Annotated in this window: 20 protein-coding genes and 1 other annotated feature; of the genes, 1 reads left to right on the top strand and 19 read right to left on the bottom strand. The window is 46.8% G+C overall.

All coding sequences use genetic code 11. The features are described from left to right. Positions 1-200: 200 nt before the first annotated feature. The 18 genes from MKY73_RS02105 to MKY73_RS02020 form a co-directional block, all read right to left on the bottom strand. Positions 201-821, bottom strand: a complete 621-nt coding sequence (locus tag MKY73_RS02105; RefSeq protein ID WP_339305451.1) for a class I SAM-dependent methyltransferase — start codon at positions 819-821, stop codon at positions 201-203. A gap of 96 nt (positions 822-917) precedes the next feature. Beyond that, entirely contained in the window at positions 918-1,280 is a 363-nt protein-coding gene (rplL, locus tag MKY73_RS02100; RefSeq protein WP_278298116.1) for a 50S ribosomal protein L7/L12, read from the bottom strand. 71 nt (positions 1,281-1,351) lie between these two features. Further along, the gene (rplJ, locus tag MKY73_RS02095; RefSeq protein ID WP_278298115.1) at positions 1,352-1,855 is read right to left on the bottom strand and encodes a 50S ribosomal protein L10; all 504 of its coding nucleotides are present in this window, start codon (positions 1,853-1,855) and stop codon (positions 1,352-1,354) included. Between the two features lie 23 nt (positions 1,856-1,878). Continuing rightward, positions 1,879-2,026, bottom strand: a sequence feature (ribosomal protein L10 leader region). 68 nt (positions 2,027-2,094) lie between these two features. After that, entirely contained in the window at positions 2,095-2,787 is a 693-nt protein-coding gene (rplA, locus tag MKY73_RS02090; RefSeq protein ID WP_017692063.1) for a 50S ribosomal protein L1, read from the bottom strand. A 94-nt stretch (positions 2,788-2,881) separates the two neighbouring features. Continuing rightward, entirely contained in the window at positions 2,882-3,307 is a 426-nt protein-coding gene (gene rplK / locus MKY73_RS02085) for a 50S ribosomal protein L11 (protein ID WP_017692062.1), read from the bottom strand. A gap of 68 nt (positions 3,308-3,375) precedes the next feature. Further along, positions 3,376-3,909: a transcription termination/antitermination protein NusG gene (gene nusG, locus MKY73_RS02080; RefSeq protein ID WP_024633599.1), complete on the bottom strand. Its 534-nt coding sequence runs from the start codon at positions 3,907-3,909 to the stop codon at positions 3,376-3,378. A 21-nt stretch (positions 3,910-3,930) separates the two neighbouring features. Further along, on the bottom strand, positions 3,931-4,122 hold the full coding sequence (gene secE / locus MKY73_RS02075; RefSeq protein ID WP_017692060.1) for a preprotein translocase subunit SecE: 192 nt from the start codon (positions 4,120-4,122) through the stop codon (positions 3,931-3,933). Between the two features lie 17 nt (positions 4,123-4,139). Beyond that, positions 4,140-4,289: a 50S ribosomal protein L33 gene (gene rpmG / locus MKY73_RS02070; RefSeq protein WP_072735843.1), complete on the bottom strand. Its 150-nt coding sequence runs from the start codon at positions 4,287-4,289 to the stop codon at positions 4,140-4,142. A 304-nt stretch (positions 4,290-4,593) separates the two neighbouring features. Beyond that, on the bottom strand, positions 4,594-5,238 hold the full coding sequence (sigH, locus tag MKY73_RS02065; protein ID WP_017692059.1) for an RNA polymerase sporulation sigma factor SigH: 645 nt from the start codon (positions 5,236-5,238) through the stop codon (positions 4,594-4,596). A 171-nt stretch (positions 5,239-5,409) separates the two neighbouring features. Next, positions 5,410-5,931: an NYN domain-containing protein gene (locus MKY73_RS02060; protein ID WP_036607162.1), complete on the bottom strand. Its 522-nt coding sequence runs from the start codon at positions 5,929-5,931 to the stop codon at positions 5,410-5,412. A gap of 5 nt (positions 5,932-5,936) precedes the next feature. After that, positions 5,937-6,683, bottom strand: coding sequence for a 23S rRNA (guanosine(2251)-2'-O)-methyltransferase RlmB (rlmB, locus tag MKY73_RS02055; protein WP_339238014.1), 747 nt, complete (start codon positions 6,681-6,683; stop codon positions 5,937-5,939). Between the two features lie 70 nt (positions 6,684-6,753). Beyond that, on the bottom strand, positions 6,754-7,206 hold the full coding sequence (locus MKY73_RS02050) for a ribonuclease III domain-containing protein (protein WP_339305450.1): 453 nt from the start codon (positions 7,204-7,206) through the stop codon (positions 6,754-6,756). Then, entirely contained in the window at positions 7,203-8,603 is a 1,401-nt protein-coding gene (gene cysS / locus MKY73_RS02045) for a cysteine--tRNA ligase (RefSeq protein WP_339305449.1), read from the bottom strand. Before cysS ends, MKY73_RS02050 begins: the two co-directional genes overlap by 4 nt. Positions 8,604-8,645: 42 nt before the next feature. After that, a complete protein-coding gene (gene cysE, locus MKY73_RS02040) occupies positions 8,646-9,305 on the bottom strand; it encodes a serine O-acetyltransferase (RefSeq protein ID WP_339238019.1) in 660 nt (219 codons plus the stop codon). A 539-nt stretch (positions 9,306-9,844) separates the two neighbouring features. Beyond that, on the bottom strand, positions 9,845-11,302 hold the full coding sequence (gene gltX / locus MKY73_RS02035) for a glutamate--tRNA ligase (protein WP_339305448.1): 1,458 nt from the start codon (positions 11,300-11,302) through the stop codon (positions 9,845-9,847). Positions 11,303-11,335: 33 nt separating this feature from the next. After that, entirely contained in the window at positions 11,336-11,812 is a 477-nt protein-coding gene (ispF, locus tag MKY73_RS02030) for a 2-C-methyl-D-erythritol 2,4-cyclodiphosphate synthase (RefSeq protein WP_339238023.1), read from the bottom strand. Next, a complete protein-coding gene (ispD, locus tag MKY73_RS02025) occupies positions 11,809-12,504 on the bottom strand; it encodes a 2-C-methyl-D-erythritol 4-phosphate cytidylyltransferase (protein ID WP_339238025.1) in 696 nt (231 codons plus the stop codon). The genes ispF and ispD overlap by 4 nt, the downstream gene beginning before the upstream one ends. A gap of 82 nt (positions 12,505-12,586) precedes the next feature. Then, entirely contained in the window at positions 12,587-13,672 is a 1,086-nt protein-coding gene (locus tag MKY73_RS02020) for a PIN/TRAM domain-containing protein (protein WP_339238027.1), read from the bottom strand. Between the two features lie 174 nt (positions 13,673-13,846). Between MKY73_RS02020 and MKY73_RS02015 the strand changes: the two genes are divergently transcribed. After that, positions 13,847-14,242, top strand: a complete 396-nt coding sequence (locus MKY73_RS02015) for a hypothetical protein (RefSeq protein WP_017692049.1) — start codon at positions 13,847-13,849, stop codon at positions 14,240-14,242. Between the two features lie 126 nt (positions 14,243-14,368). Here the strand turns inward: MKY73_RS02015 and pssA are convergent, their stop codons facing one another. Continuing rightward, entirely contained in the window at positions 14,369-15,100 is a 732-nt protein-coding gene (pssA, locus tag MKY73_RS02010) for a CDP-diacylglycerol--serine O-phosphatidyltransferase (protein ID WP_339305447.1), read from the bottom strand. Between the last annotated feature and the right edge of the window lie 35 nt (positions 15,101-15,135).

The following is a 15,135-nucleotide window of genomic DNA, read 5'->3' as shown; positions in this document are numbered from 1 at the left end:
TGCCCAAAATGTACATATTATACGCCAAACGTAGGCATAATAAGCCCGTTCGGCGTAAAAAAAGGTTGACATTTTTAGTTAGCTAAAGCCAAGTAGGGCATCTTAATACTGACATTTTACAATAATACCACGACCTGAATTTCAAGTCAATAGTCCTATTGCAAAAAAAATGATCCCCTGCTTACTTTACAAACTCGGATTCAGCTTTTAGTAGAATCCTCTTCCGATTTCATCGCTTTGAAAATCCGGTAGCCTTTATCCTTCGTCACTTCTTCCACTCTTCCAAACAAAGATTCCAACTTCGCTTTTGCTGATGGAGCCCCTTGTTTCTTCTGAATGACAATCCACAACGAACCACCTACCTTCAGATGACGATGTGCCTGTTCGAAAATAGTATGAACCGTCTCTTTCCCAGCCCGTATAGGCGGATTGGTTAAGATAACGTCAAAATCTTGCTTTTTTACTTCAGCCAGTAGATTACTTTGCAATACGGTAACATTGTTAATCCCATTCGCTTTTGCATTTTCCCTGGAAAGTTCAACGGCTCTCTCGTTGATATCGATCATGGTGACATGTCCGTCCGGTACAAGTTTGGCTGCTGTAAGACCCATCGGTCCATATCCACAACCCACATCGAGAACATGAGCCCCTGATGGCAACTCTATCGCATCAATCAATACTCTGCTGCCATAATCGATTCCGTTTTTGGAAAACACACCGGCGTCCGTCACGAATCGCAGACTGAATCCGCGAAGAACCGCTTCAGTTGCTCTGCGATCATGCGCTACTTGCGGTTTGTCCGAATAATAATGATTGGACATGCCCTCACTCACTTTCCATTTACAATTACAGCAACAAACCCCTTGATATAAGTCAAGGGGTTTGTTGTTTTGTTCATCTAGCTTATAAAAGCTAAATTATTTAACTTCGATTGTAGCGCCAGCTTCTTCAAGCTTAGCTTTAACCGCTTCTGCTTCTTCTTTAGCAACTTTTTCTTTCAGTGCTTTTGGAGCGTTGTCAACCAGTTCTTTTGCTTCTTTCAGGCCAAGACCTGTGATTTCGCGAACTGCTTTGATAACGTTGATTTTGGAAGCACCAGCGTTAGTCAAGATTACGTCGAACTCGGATTGCTCAGCTTCAGCAGAAGCAGCGCCCGCACCTGCAGCAGCTACTGGAGCTGCAGCAGTTACGCCGAATTCTTCTTCGATTGCTTTAACAAGATCGTTCAATTCCAGTACAGTCATGCCTTTGATTGCTTCCAAGATTTGCTCTTTACTCATGAGTGAACCTCCATATATAATATTATTTTTTTAATTCATTTGCCGCCTAAGCAGCGTTTAGATCAAGTTGCTTACGCGCCTTGCTCTTCTTTTTCTGCAACTGCTTTAACCGCAAGCGCGAAGTTGCGCACTGGCGCTTGAAGCACGCTGAGGAGCATGGAAAGGAGTCCATCGCGGGATGGCAGTTCTGCCAACGCCTTAACTTCTTGTACTCCGATTACGCGACCTTCTACGATAGCACCTTTCAATTCCAGTGCATCGTTCTTTTTCGCGAAGTCGTTCAGAATTTTAGCGGGAGCCACAACGTCGTCTGCGCTGAATGCAATTGCAGTAGGACCTGTAAGAACACTATCGAGTTCTGTCAGTTCTGCTGCTGCAGCTGCACGGCGAAGCAACGAGTTTTTCAGCACTTGGAATTCGATCCCTGCTTCACGAAGTTGCTTACGCAACTCAGTTACTTGGGCAACGTTCAATCCGCGATAGTCAACAACAACAGTTGTAACGCTCTCGCGCAATTTTGCTGTTACTGCATCAACGGACTCTTGTTTTGCTTGAATCACTTTTGCGTTTGCCAATCTGTACACCTCCTGGTCAAATTTATCCCATTAAGAAAAGCCTCCGTAGAATCACGAAGGCTTGATATATACTCATCATCGATTTGCATCGTTCTAAGTTCTATAATCACACCTCGGCAGGAAATTAAGCCTAATGGCACCTACTGTCTACGGCAAGCATATTCAAATGTCAACGGTCAGTCACTCGGACTCACAACTTTTATATCTTATCAAAAACAGGACAAGCCTGTCAAGAGATATTATCTAAAAGCTGCTGCGTTCACGCGTGCTCCAGGGCCCATCGTGGAAGAAAGACTAACATTCTTCAGATAAACACCTTTTGCTGCCGCTGGTTTAGCACGATTCAGAGCTTCCATGAGAGCTTTGAAGTTCTCATTAAGTTGCTCAGAAGAGAAAGAAGCTTTACCAATCGGTGCATGAATTTGACCTGCACGATCCAGACGATATTCGATTTTACCGGCTTTAATTTCTTGAACAGCCTTAGTTACATCGAAAGTTACCGTTCCGGCTTTAGGGTTAGGCATCAGACCTTTACCGCCGAGCAGTCGGCCCAATTTACCTACTTCACTCATCATATCTGGTGTCGCTACGCAGACGTCGAATTCGAACCAGCCTTGTTGGATTTTGTTGATCATGTCTGCATCACCAACATAGTCCGCGCCAGCCGCTTCCGCTTCTTTCGCTTTGTCACCTTTTGCAAATACCAATACGCGTTGTGTTTTACCTGTGCCGTGTGGCAAGACAACAACACCACGTACAGCCTGGTCTTGCTTACGAGGGTCTACACCCAAACGAACTGCCGCTTCGATTGTTTCATCGAATTTTGCAGTAGCTGCCTTTTTCACAAGCTCTACAGCTTCTGAAGGCTCGTAAGTTGCTTCGCTGTCAATCAGCTTAGCAGCTTCCAGGTATTTTTTACCGTGTTTAGCCATGTTTTATTCCTCCTTTGTGGTGTTAGCGGATATACCTCCCACATCAACCGGTCGCGAATCGACCGGTTTTACGAAGCCATGTTTCTTATGAAAATTAGTCTTCGATGGTGATACCCATGCTGCGGGCAGTACCTTCGACCATACGCATAGCGGACTCAACGTCTGCTGCATTCAGGTCAGGCATTTTTGTTTCTGCGATTTGACGAACCGCATCACGTTTAACAGTAGCAACTTTTTTCTTGTTCGGTTCTCCGGATCCTTTTTCAACTTTAGCTGCCACTTTCAACAGAACTGCTGCTGGTGGAGTTTTAGTAATGAAAGTAAAGGAACGGTCCTCGAATACAGAAATTTCAACTGGAATAATCAATCCTGCTTGATCAGCTGTACGAGCGTTGAATTCTTTACAGAATGCCATGATGTTGACACCTGCTTGACCCAAAGCTGGACCTACTGGTGGCGCTGGATTTGCTTTACCTGCTGGAATCTGCAGTTTTACCATTTTGATTACCTTTTTTGCCATGATTGACACCTCCTTGCAAAATAGTGGTTAACGGGCCTTGCAGCCCTCCCACAAGAAACTTGAAGAAACTATATCTTCTCCACTTGCGTATATTCCAACTCAAGCGGTGTTTCCCGTCCAAACATGTTCACGTGCACTTTCAACTTGCTTTTGTCTACCAAAATTTCTTCCACGGAGCCTACGAAATTCGCAAAAGGACCGACTTTAATACGCACTGATTCCTTAATATCGAACTCAATTTTCGGCTTAGGTTCAACCATGCCCATGTGCTTCAGAATTTGTTCCACTTCTTCAGGCAACAAAGCAGTTGGTTTGGACCCAGAACCTGTCGAACCGACAAATCCTGTAACACCTGGTGTGTTGCGAACAACATACCAAGAATCATCCGTCTGTACCATTTCCACCAAGACATAACCCGGGTAAACTTTACGCATAACGGTTTTTTTCTTACCGTCCTTGTTTACCACTTCTTCTTCCATAGGAACAAGAACGCGGAATATCTTGTCTTCCATGCCCATAGACTCGACGCGTTTTTCCAAATTGGCCTTGACCTTGTTCTCATACCCTGAATAGGTATGAACGACGTACCATCTTTTTTCCATATCAAGCCACCGGAACCCTTCTTAAATAATCGCTTCGATCACAAAGGAGATGCCAATGTCAATGACCCAAAAAAACAGCGTCATAACCACAACAGTACCAAGTACGATCAATGTGTAGTTGGTCAGCTCTTTACGATTAGGCCAGCGAACTTTTTTAAGTTCAGCCCAGCTTTCTGAGAAAAAGGAAATCAGAGATTTGAAACTTCGTTTCACGCCGACACCTCCAAAAACTATCTGGTTTCGCGATGAGAAGTCTGCTCGTTACAAAACTTGCAAAATTTCTTCATCTCCATGCGGTCGGGGTGATTACGCTTGTTTTTTGTCGTAGTGTAATTTCTTTGTTTGCAGTTAGTACAAGCCAAAGTAATAATTACCCGCATGATGTACACCTCCCGAAGACTTCCACATTCAAGCAGAGTCTCTAAATTGATCCTGAAAAAAAGCCATAAATTTAGGCCTACCTAAAACACTTTATCACAAGGGTATAACCATGTCAATGAAAGAATAGCCTTTCATTCATTGGGTATTACTTCCGTACAACGTACATTCGTTTCGCATCTCTGTTTTTCTCTTCTCCTATACGGACCGAGCGATTACTAGTATAAACATTCTTTGATTTTATAAACTTGAGACAGTAAAAAAAGACTCAAACACCGAGCCTTTTCCATCAACGACAACATGTGTTCAATTATCTCGAACTTCCAGGTACTTTTCAAGTTTGCGCTTGACGCGCTGAAGTGCATTATCAATGGACTTCACATGTCTGTCCAAATCTACTGCAATCTCTTGATAAGATCTCCCGTCCAGATACAACATCAATACTTTACGCTCCAGATCACTTAGAATCTCGGACATTTTATCTTCCAGGCCCACAAACTCTTCCTGATTGATGATTAATTCTTCCGGATCACTGACCTGGGTTCCACAAATCACATCGAGTAACGTACGATCAGACTCTTCGTCATAAATGGGTTTGTCCAGAGATACATAAGAATTAAGCGGAATATGCTTCTGACGTGTTGCTGTCTTAATCGCCGTGATAATCTGTCTTGTAATACACAGTTCAGCAAAAGCCTTGAATGAAGCCAGCTTGTCCCCTTTAAAATCTCGAATGGATTTATAGAGGCCAATCATTCCTTCTTGAATAATATCTTCCCGGTCTGCCCCAATCAGAAAATAAGATCTAGCCTTGGCGCGTACAAAGTTACGATACTTGTTAATCAAAAACTCTAACGCTTCGCTTTCGCCTTCACGGAAAGCTTCGACAATGTCTTCGTCACTTTGGTAATCATACTTAGATAACATGATATCTTTGAGGTCGACACTCACAGACAATCCCTCCGGCTGCAACGCAAGGTACCCCGTTACTCTACTCTATGAAATATAGGATCAGTATATATGATGGTACCTCACACCGTCAACCACGCTCTGCCTAAAAAAGAACATCAATAACATAAATGTCAAGAGTTTCAATATTCTAATTTTTGTAAAAACGAACTGTTATTCCCGGCGCCACCGCTCAAACTCTTTCAATACATCCGGACTCAACTTGCCCCCGAGTGTGTTACGCGTGGTCTTCGCCTGATCTTCTTCCAGTCGTTTTTTTAATTCTTTTTCGTTCTGCTCAACTTCAATGAGCAGTTCCCTTGCAGATACGCGTAGCGCTCCCTGTCCGAAAATGACATGTTGCTCTACCATATCGCTCGTAGCCACATAGATTTGGCGTCTTCGCATGCTTAGTTCCCGAACGAGTCTCTCAATGCATTCGTCTGCCGTCTCTTTTTCCTTTGTAAAATAGATCTGCACTTTGCTCTGTGTAAAGGATTTACCGAGTCCAGGCACGAGGTAGGCGTCAAACACAACAATGACTCGCCGGCCGGAGAAAGCCTGATAGTCAGCAAGACGAAAGAGCAGCCTGTTGCGTGCCTCTTCGAGTCCACTTTCCGCCAGTTTGGTTAACTCCGGCCAGTCGCCAATCATGTTGTACCCGTCTACAAGAAGCACATCACGGGAATCAGCCATACCTTCTATTCCTGCGCTTGACGCGAGCGGAGCACTTCATACATGACAACACCCGCTGCCACGGAAGCATTCAAGGAGTTAATCTGACCTTGCATCGGTAATTTGATCAGTACGTCGCATTTCTCACGAATAAGTCGTCCCATTCCCTTGTTTTCATTCCCGATTACCAGTGCAACAGGGCCAGTAAAGACTCCATTACCAAAGACACCTTCATGAGCTGTGACATCTGTCCCTACAACCCATACACCTTCCTCTTTGAGGCGATCAATGGTCTGACCAAGATTACTTACACGAGCCACGGGCACGTACTCCACTGCGCCTGCTGACGTTTTGGATACCGTTGCTGTTACTGCTGCCGAGCGACGTTTGGGTACGATAACACCATGTGCACCCGTGCAGTCTGCTGTCCGCAAAATCGACCCCAGGTTATGAGGATCTTCGATCTCATCCAGTAGAATCAGGAAAGGATGCTCATTCTTTGCTTTCGCTGCGGCAAGAATGTCTTCTACCTCCACATAAGCGTAAGGTGCAGCTTGTGCAACTACCCCCTGATGCTGAATGCCTGGTACCGTTTGATCCAGCTTACGCTTGTCCACGTGTTGAATGACAATACCTAGTTTTTTGGCTTCCGAGATAATAGGTTGAGTCAGATGTTTCTGTGCTGTATCGGCAATCCATATTTTATTAATGGTCCGGCCTGAACGCAGCGCCTCCGTTACGGAGTGTTTACCGGCAATCCATTCTTCTTCCATCGTTGTTCGATCCTCTCTGTAATGCGTTGTTTTGTTGAAATTTCTATTTTTTTGTCGGCGCTGGCGATTGTTATTCCGCGTGCTCAATGCCAAGCCCGATCAGTTCAATCATGCGATCATGATGACCACTGCTGTAGAGGTAACCAATGAGACATTCAAAAGCCGTGGCATGTCTGTACTCCAACACATCGGCATTTTTGGGTACACTACCCGACTTGGCATTCCGCCCTTGCCGGACAATATCGCGTTCTTCCTCTGTCAGTTCAGCCTCAATCGTTGTAAGTATGCGGCTCTGTGCCTTCGCTGATACCAGCCCGGTCGCACTACGGTGCAGATGATTGGGACGCATGTTGGGCTTCGACAACAGATATTGACGAACAGCCACCTCATATACCGCATCACCAATATAGGCCAGTGCAATAGGTGGAATCAACCTCGCAGGTCTGGAAGGAGGGTACGGGAACCAGCCTCCCTCTGTGACCTGCTCCTGTTGTTTTGGTGTATTTGGATGTCCTTCGCTCATTTGCGCCGCCATCTCATACCCTGCGCCGTATCCTCAAGCAGAATGCCCCGTGCAGACAACTCATCACGAATTTCATCCGCTCTTGCCCAGTTTTTGGATTTGCGCGCTTCTACACGTTCTTCAATCAGATGTTCCACTTCCTCATCCAGAAGTTCTGGCTCTCCATCTGTATAGATGCGAAGCACAGCATTCAATTCACTGAACAATTCAAGGAGCGCACGTATGTCTGCCGCATTGACGACTTCCTGCTGTAACAGTTGATTGGCTTCCCCTGCCCACTCAAACATAGCAGTGATCGCATCAGGAGTATTGAAATCATCCTGCATTTTCTCATGATATTGCTGACGGATTTGGTCGAGTCTTGCCGCAAACGCTGCTGTGATATCCTGATCTACGGTTACCGCGCTCAGACGATGGTTCAGGTTACCTACAGCATTCGCAATCCGGTCCACACTATTCTGTGCCTGCTCCATCGTATCATCCGTGAAATTCAACGGGTTACGATAGTGGGTAGACAACATAAAGTAACGAATCGCTTCGCGTTTATATTGATTCCGCAAATCTTTAACAAGAACACCGTTACCGAGTGATTTCGACATCTTCTCGTTATCAATCCGGATGAATCCATTATGCATCCAGTAGTTCGCAAGTGGTTTACCTGTTAACACCTCGGATTGGGCGCATTCGCACTCATGGTGCGGGAACTGCAGATCCTGTCCACCTCCGTGAATGTCCAGTGTGTCCCCAAGGTACTCCCTAGCCATGGCGGAGCACTCAATATGCCAACCTGGTCGACCATCGCCCCAAGGACTGGACCAATAGATCTCACCTGGTTTGGCAGCCTTCCAGAGCACGAAATCTTCGGGATGCTCTTTGCGCTCGTCCACACCTACACGGATTCCAAATTGCAGCTCCTGTAAATTTTGCTTCGATAGCTTACCATACTCGCTGAATTTGCCTGTACGGTAATAGACGTCACCGCCATTTTCGTATGCGAAACCTTTTTCAACCAACTCACGGATAAAATCAATAATGAGCGGCATGTTTTCCGTTACTCTCGGGTTGCTGCTTGCCTTGGGAATACCCAATCCCTCAAGGTCTTCATAATAGGCTGCAATAAACTTCTCCGCGACGTGAGGAACGTCTGTTCCAAGTTGTTCTGCCTTGCGAATTAGCTTATCGTCCACATCCGTGAAGTTCACCACATAGTTTACATCATGTCCTGTCTGTTCCAGGTATCCACGAACCGTGTCGAAAAAGATAACCGGGCGTGCATTTCCAATATGAATATAGTCATATACCGTTGGTCCGCAGACATACATTTTTACTTTCCCTGGCTCTTGGGGAACAAATTCTTCTTTTGTACGACTCATCGTATTATAAATCTGAAGCGTCATGGTCACTTATCCTTTCATCCTATACTGCCTTTATTTATTGTATCACGTATCATGCACAGTCTCATTTGCACGGGCATTCTGCAGTGTACGTACTTCTTCCTGCAATCGTTCAAGTTCTTTTTGCATACCACGCAAGGAGTCAACGACCGGATCGGGCAATTGTTGACTGAGGCGGTCTACCCGTCGGCCATCCTGTTTAACAATTCTGCCCGGTATACCTACCACGGTACTATTGGAAGGGACCTCCTTAAGCACAACAGAGTTCGCCCCAATGTTGCTTTGATCCCCCACGCTAAATGAACCCAGCACCTTTGCTCCAGATGAGATAACCACATTATTACCAATGGTCGGATGTCTCTTTCCTTTTTCTTTCCCTGTTCCGCCAAGCGTAACCCCCTGATAGATAACAACATCATCGCCAATCTCACATGTTTCTCCAATAACGACGCCCATTCCATGGTCAATAAACAACCGATTCCCGATCGTAGCTCCAGGATGTATCTCAATCCCTGTCATAAAACGGCTAACCTGCGAAATGAACCTGGCCACCGAGAACCATCTTCGCTTGTATAAAAAATGAGCCATCCGGTGTGCCCATATCGCATGCAGCCCTGAGTAGGTTAGTACCACTTCAAACCAACCTCGGGCCGCCGGATCGTTTTCAAACACCGCCTGGATATCTGATCTGATCTTCTTGAACATGCTCGTTCCCCTCTTGTTCAGGTTCCCGTCCTCCGGCTTACCGGACGGCGCGTTCCTTTGGTAGTGTACTGCACACTCGCCTAAACAAAAAACGCCCCTGCAGCATTTAGCTGCAGAGGCGTTTATCGCGGTCCCACTCTGCTCGGTCCATTCTTAAATAGAATGAGCCCTCAAGCGGTTTGGTAACGGAAACCAATCGTCACAACCTATCCTAACGTTTTCCCATGTCATGATCGACAAAGGCGGGGCTGGATTCGGCTGTGCAGCTCACGGGTGCATTTCGACTGATGGACAGTGGATGGTTCACAGCCACCGCAGTCAAAGAAATCATTCTTTGCTGCGGGACCATCCTCTCTGAATCTGCCCGGGTCAGTCTACTCCTCCCGATCTTTGCTGTTCTATTAGATAAATCATATAAATTATTCGTTGTGTTGTTATTATAGCGAAAAGGCCTCAGACTGACAACAGCCTCCTACGTAATCCATACCTGAACAGACGGTGTGCAGATTCCGATTAAACGGAATGCCCCTCGGATAATCTTATTTTACTTGTGCGAGCAATCGTTCGATCACCGTATCACGACCCAGAAGCACGATCGTTTGATTCAGATCCCGTCCATGCGTCTGCCCAGTCAAGGCTACACGAATTGGCATAAAGAGCTGTTTGCCCTTAAAGCCGGTTTCTTTCTGTACTTCCTTGATTAATGCAGCCATTTTGCTTGGCGTGAACTCTTCACTTGTCTGCACTTTATCAGCAAATGCCTTCAGCACGGTCGGCACTTGCTCTTCAGCGAGAACTGAGGCACCTTCAGTTTCTAGCTCAATCTCTGAACGGAAGAACACTTCCGACAATTCTACGATATCGGATGCGGCATTCATCTGTTCCTGATAGAGATGTACGAGGGTATGCGCCCACTCTTTTTGCTCCGCGGATAGATCCCCAGGAAGACGTCCTGCTTTTTGTAGGTGCGGAATGGCCATTTCAGCAATCCGTTCCGGGTCAGCATGTTTGATATAGTGGTTGTTCAAGTGAGCCAGCTTGTGCGTATCAAATACCGCCGGGCTCTTGGACAGACGTTTCGTATCAAAAATGGAGATCAGTTGCTCTTGCGAGAAAATCTCTTCCTCCCCTTCCGGCGACCAGCCGAGCAGGGAAATGAAGTTAAACATCGCTTCAGGCAAATAGCCGAGCTGATCATATTGCTCAATAAACTGAATTACGGACTCATCCCGTTTACTCAGCTTCTTGTGATTTTCATTCACGATCAGCGTCATATGACCGAATTGCGGTGGCTCCCAGCCCAGCGCTTCATAGATCATCAGTTGACGCGGCGTGTTTGAGATGTGATCTTCCCCACGCAGAACGTGGGAGATCTTCATCAAGTGATCATCCACAGCAACAGCATAGTTGTACGTGGGAATGCCGTCTTTTTTCACAATGACAAAGTCGCCGGATTCCTTGCTGTTGAATGAAATTGTACCTTTAACCATGTCATCAAACGTATATACGCGCTCTTCGGGCACACGGAAACGAATACTCGCTACGCGGCCTTCCGCTTCAAATGCACTAATCTGCTCTGGAGTCAGATCACGGTGTTTGCCTGAATAACGCGGTGTTTCTCCACGTGCTGACTGCTCCTCACGCTCTTGCTCCAATTCCTCTTCCGTGCAGAAGCAAGGGTAAGCCAGACCTTTATCCAGCAATTCCTGTGTATATTTACGATAGAGGTCCAGACGTTCCGTTTGACGGTATGGTCCGTATTCTCCGCCCACATCAATACTTTCATCCCACTCGATTCCGAGCCATTTCAGGTATTTCAGCTGGCTTTCCTCACCACCGGCAATATTCCGTTTTACGTCCGTATCTTCAATACGAATAATGAATTTACCGTTATTATGTTTGGCATATAGATAGTTAAACAGCGCCGTACGGGCATTCCCGATATGCAGATGTCCTGTTGGGCTCGGCGCGTAACGCACACGAATTTCCGTGCTCATATGATCCCCTCCGTCATGAATTAATTGATGATATCACACACGAACCAGGCAAACAACGGATTGAGCGGCAATGCCCTCTCCCCGTCCCGGGAATCCCAGTTGCTCTGTCGTTGTTGCTTTCACATTCACCAGTGTCACATCCGCTTCCAGTGCCTTGGCAATAACCTCAGCCATCTGCGGGATGTAAGGAGCCATCTTCGGCTTCTGGGCAATAATCGTAGAATCGATATTCCCTAACCGATATCCGCGATCCTTCACAAGCTGCCATACATGCTCCAGCAATTTCAGGCTGTCGGCATCCTTGAATTCCGGATCGGTATCCGGGAAGTGCTTGCCGATATCCCCAAGTGCCAGCGCACCCAAAATGGCATCACTAATCGCGTGCAACAGCACGTCTGCGTCCGAGTGACCCAGCAGTCCTTTTTCATAAGGAATCGTTACTCCGCCAATAATACATGGGCGTCCCTCTACCAGCTGATGTACATCAAATCCCTGTCCTACACGTATCATCGCTTCTTCTCTCCCCCCAGCAAAAACGCGGCGTATTGCAAATCTTCCGGCGTTGTTAATTTGATATTGGTATAATTACCTTCCACAACCTTGACCGACATTCCCTGCCGTTCAGCCAGCATGGCATCATCTGTTCCCAGAAATCCGTCCTGCTCGGCTGATTCGTAGGCGGAGAGCAGGGAAGAAAGACGAAAAGCCTGCGGGGTTTGAATGCTCCACAGACTGCTGCGATCTGGTGTCGCCGTAACGACTCCCTCCGCATTCACTTGTTTGATCGTATCCTTCACGGGAACCGCCAGTACAGCTGCTCCACCACCGGCTATGGCAGCCGCCATGCATCCTTTGATCTGCTCATGGTTCACAAAAGGACGTACCCCGTCGTGAACGAGAACCCAATCCGTCCCAAGTGCCTCAAGGCCTTTATGGACAGAATGTTGTCTCTCTTTCCCTCCGGGGATAACATGGACACGTGAATCCAGTTGGTATTTTTTTACCCAATCCTGGCAGCGTTCAACATCTGCAGCTCCTGTGACCAGCACCATCTCGCGGATCTCGTCCAGCGCAGCAAATACCTCAAGCGTATGTATGAAAACGGGCTTGTCCTGCAGCAACAGAAACTGTTTGCTCTCGGTCGTCCCCATACGGGTTCCGCGACCTGCTGCCACAATGACAACGCCCCACCCTTTATCCATGCCGCAATCCCTGCCTTGTCTGTCAGTTTATCGTTCAAAGATACACAATATCATTCAACGATACACTACCCATCATACCGCTTTATTGGGCTTTTTCCAACAGTTTCGGCTTGGCAAAAATCATTCGTCCCGCTGAAGTCTGCAGCACACTGGTCACGAGCACTTCCATCATCATGCCAATATACTCGCGTCCGCCCTCCACAACGATCATTGTACCATCATCCAGATAGGCTACACCTTGACCATGCTCCTTGCCATCCTTGATGATCTGCACCATGATCTCCTCACCTGGCAGAACAACTGGCTTAACGGCATTGGCGAGATCATTAATGTTCAGCACAGACACACCCTGGAGTTCGCACACTTTGTTCAGATTAAAGTCATTGGTGACCACTTTGCCCTGAAGCACTTTAGCCAGTTTAACCAGTTTGCTGTCCACCTCGGAGATTTCCTCGAAATCCCCTTCGTAGATCAGGACTTTTACATCAAGTTCCTTCTGGATTTTGTTCAAAATGTCCAGTCCTCGCCGTCCTCTGTTCCGCTTGAGCAGATCCGATGAATCGGCAATATGCTGCAGCTCCTCCAGAACGAATTCCGGAATGACGATCGTGCCTTCAATAAATCCGGTTTTGCATATATCAGCGATACGCCCATCAATAATGACACTGGTATCCAGAATTTTATGTTCTTCCATCCGTCTATCCTCGTCCACCTCGGGATGACCCCATCGCCCAGACATCCAGAATGCCCCCAGATCGTCTTTCTTCGCCATGGCAAGGGTGTAGCCGGAATAAGCACCAATCACCGTCAGCGCCACTTGCAGCACTTCTCCTGCCGTTCCCATCCATCCCACAACAGGGTATAACAACAAAGCCACCAGCAAGCCAGCAACGGTACCTGCGGCACCTGCAGCCAGTTCATTCATAGGTACTTTTGCCAATGATTCGATTCCACTATGCAGTCTGTCTGCCATCAATGTTCCACCAATATTACATACAGCCATAAACATTACAGCTCCCAGCAGCGTTGATATACCAGCTCCCAGTAATCCTGCGGACTGAATCCATTCCGCCATCCATGGGACCGATTTTCCTGCCAGATGATATGCCGTGTAGCCGAACCATGCACCGCACAATCCTGTAAAAGTTAAAATGCCTTTTTTCCACATTAGTCCCTGCACCTCCTTCAATGTATCTTGATCTTGATATCCAGTATGATCCAATTCCTAATTTGCTAATCCCTTCCGGAAGAACTTTTTGGAAATGTTGCAATCGTCAGTTGAAAGTAGGTAAATTATTGGCATATAATGAATTCAATTCATATCCCGAGGTGAGTGGCAAAAATGAGTACGCTAAGTTTACAGGCTTTCCAGGATCAAGTTTCTGAACTGTTGCTGCGTCATCGCAGCCTGATTGATGTACTGTCCAAAACGGGACAAGCCGGAGCGTCTGTTAACCGTGCCGTGTCCAAAGCCATTACCGAATGCGGCTGCATCGAGCTGCACGCCACCAAGCAGAAATATGCCCCGGAGAGCGATATCGCTCAAACCAAGGGCCTGCTGGAAACGCATGTGGAAGGTGAATTGTGTGAGAATTGCCGAGAGGTCATCAGCTCTGAACTAGGGCGGAACCTGTTCTACATGTCGGCTCTCTGCAATCTGCTGGACATTAACATGGAAGAGGTCGTAAATCACGAATCACAGAAGTGTTCAACGTTAGGGATGTTTAATCTGTCGTAAGAAGATATGTATGTCGTTCGCAAGGGTTTCTTTTACCGTAAATAGATCTGAATAAACAAAAAGCACGCATTCTCCAATGCAGGAGAGTACGTGCTTTTTTTGTCTAGTGTCTGTCACCAAGGTTACTTAACGATCGGAAGGACGGGAGGATTTCTCATCCTTGCGCTTTTTCGCCCGACTACGCGAGGCCGCTGTTCGCAGGTTATGCTTCATTCCATAAAAGGCGTATAACACGAGCGGAATAAAGATCAATTTGGATAGTTGCTCCGGGAAAATCACGGCTACGGCTATGGCAAATAACACAACCCATGGGGCAATCCAGATTGCCTTGCGTGGCAGCCCGACCTTTTTGAAATTGGGATATTTAAGCGAACTGACCATCAGATACGATAACAGCAATGTAGCAATCATCATGCTGATGGGACCGATATCCTTGTTAAACAAGGACAATGTGGCCAGCACTCCGCCGGCTGCCGGAATCGGCAAACCTGTGAAGTACCCAGGGATCCCCGGACGAACATTAAACCGGGCAAGACGAATCGCCCCACAGATCGGAAAAGCCGCTGTTGCAATCCAGGCGAGGATCGGCATCGAATCTTGAAACGACACCATAAATATGATCAGGGCTGGTGCTGCACCAAAGGAAACCATGTCAGACAAGGAATCAAGTTCCTTGCCGAATTCGCTCTGGGCATTGAGTGCACGTGCCACTCGGCCATCCAGACCATCCAGCAGCATCGCTACAATGACCATAATGGCAGCCAAACTGTAATTTCCATCAATCGCAAGCAAAATTGCCATCATTCCAAGAAACAGATTACCCAGGGTAAAGAGATTCGGAATGAATCTGGTTAGCATCGTTGTTTCACCTCATCCATTTCAAGCCTTTATAT

This window comes from Paenibacillus sp. FSL R5-0519, from assembly GCF_037974275.1.
In the GTDB taxonomy this organism is placed as follows: domain Bacteria; phylum Bacillota; class Bacilli; order Paenibacillales; family Paenibacillaceae; genus Paenibacillus.
Note: the sequence above shows the minus strand (reverse complement) of the source record. Positions and strands in the feature narration are given on the sequence as shown.

Excerpts from the sequence above, each read along its gene's own strand:
- MKY73_RS02105 (WP_339305451.1), bottom strand. The coding sequence starts at position 821 with ATGTCCAATCATTATTATTCGGACAAACCGCAAGTAGCGCATGATCGC.
- rplL (WP_278298116.1), bottom strand. The coding sequence starts at position 1,280 with ATGAGTAAAGAGCAAATCTTGGAAGCAATCAAAGGCATGACTGTACTG.
- rplA (WP_017692063.1), bottom strand. The coding sequence starts at position 2,787 with ATGGCTAAACACGGTAAAAAATACCTGGAAGCTGCTAAGCTGATTGAC.
- rplK (WP_017692062.1), bottom strand. The coding sequence starts at position 3,307 with ATGGCAAAAAAGGTAATCAAAATGGTAAAACTGCAGATTCCAGCAGGT.
- nusG (WP_024633599.1), bottom strand. The coding sequence starts at position 3,909 with ATGGAAAAAAGATGGTACGTCGTTCATACCTATTCAGGGTATGAGAAC.
- rpmG (WP_072735843.1), bottom strand. The coding sequence starts at position 4,289 with ATGCGGGTAATTATTACTTTGGCTTGTACTAACTGCAAACAAAGAAAT.
- MKY73_RS02060 (WP_036607162.1), bottom strand. The coding sequence starts at position 5,931 with ATGGCTGATTCCCGTGATGTGCTTCTTGTAGACGGGTACAACATGATT.
- rlmB (WP_339238014.1), bottom strand. The coding sequence starts at position 6,683 with ATGGAAGAAGAATGGATTGCCGGTAAACACTCCGTAACGGAGGCGCTG.
- MKY73_RS02050 (WP_339305450.1), bottom strand. The coding sequence starts at position 7,206 with ATGAGCGAAGGACATCCAAATACACCAAAACAACAGGAGCAGGTCACA.
- cysS (WP_339305449.1), bottom strand. The coding sequence starts at position 8,603 with ATGACGCTTCAGATTTATAATACGATGAGTCGTACAAAAGAAGAATTT.
- cysE (WP_339238019.1), bottom strand. The coding sequence starts at position 9,305 with ATGTTCAAGAAGATCAGATCAGATATCCAGGCGGTGTTTGAAAACGAT.
- gltX (WP_339305448.1), bottom strand. The coding sequence starts at position 11,302 with ATGAGCACGGAAATTCGTGTGCGTTACGCGCCGAGCCCAACAGGACAT.
- ispF (WP_339238023.1), bottom strand. The coding sequence starts at position 11,812 with ATGATACGTGTAGGACAGGGATTTGATGTACATCAGCTGGTAGAGGGA.
- ispD (WP_339238025.1), bottom strand. The coding sequence starts at position 12,504 with ATGGATAAAGGGTGGGGCGTTGTCATTGTGGCAGCAGGTCGCGGAACC.
- MKY73_RS02020 (WP_339238027.1), bottom strand. The coding sequence starts at position 13,672 with ATGTGGAAAAAAGGCATTTTAACTTTTACAGGATTGTGCGGTGCATGG.
- MKY73_RS02015 (WP_017692049.1), top strand. The coding sequence starts at position 13,847 with ATGAGTACGCTAAGTTTACAGGCTTTCCAGGATCAAGTTTCTGAACTG.
- pssA (WP_339305447.1), bottom strand. The coding sequence starts at position 15,100 with ATGCTAACCAGATTCATTCCGAATCTCTTTACCCTGGGTAATCTGTTT.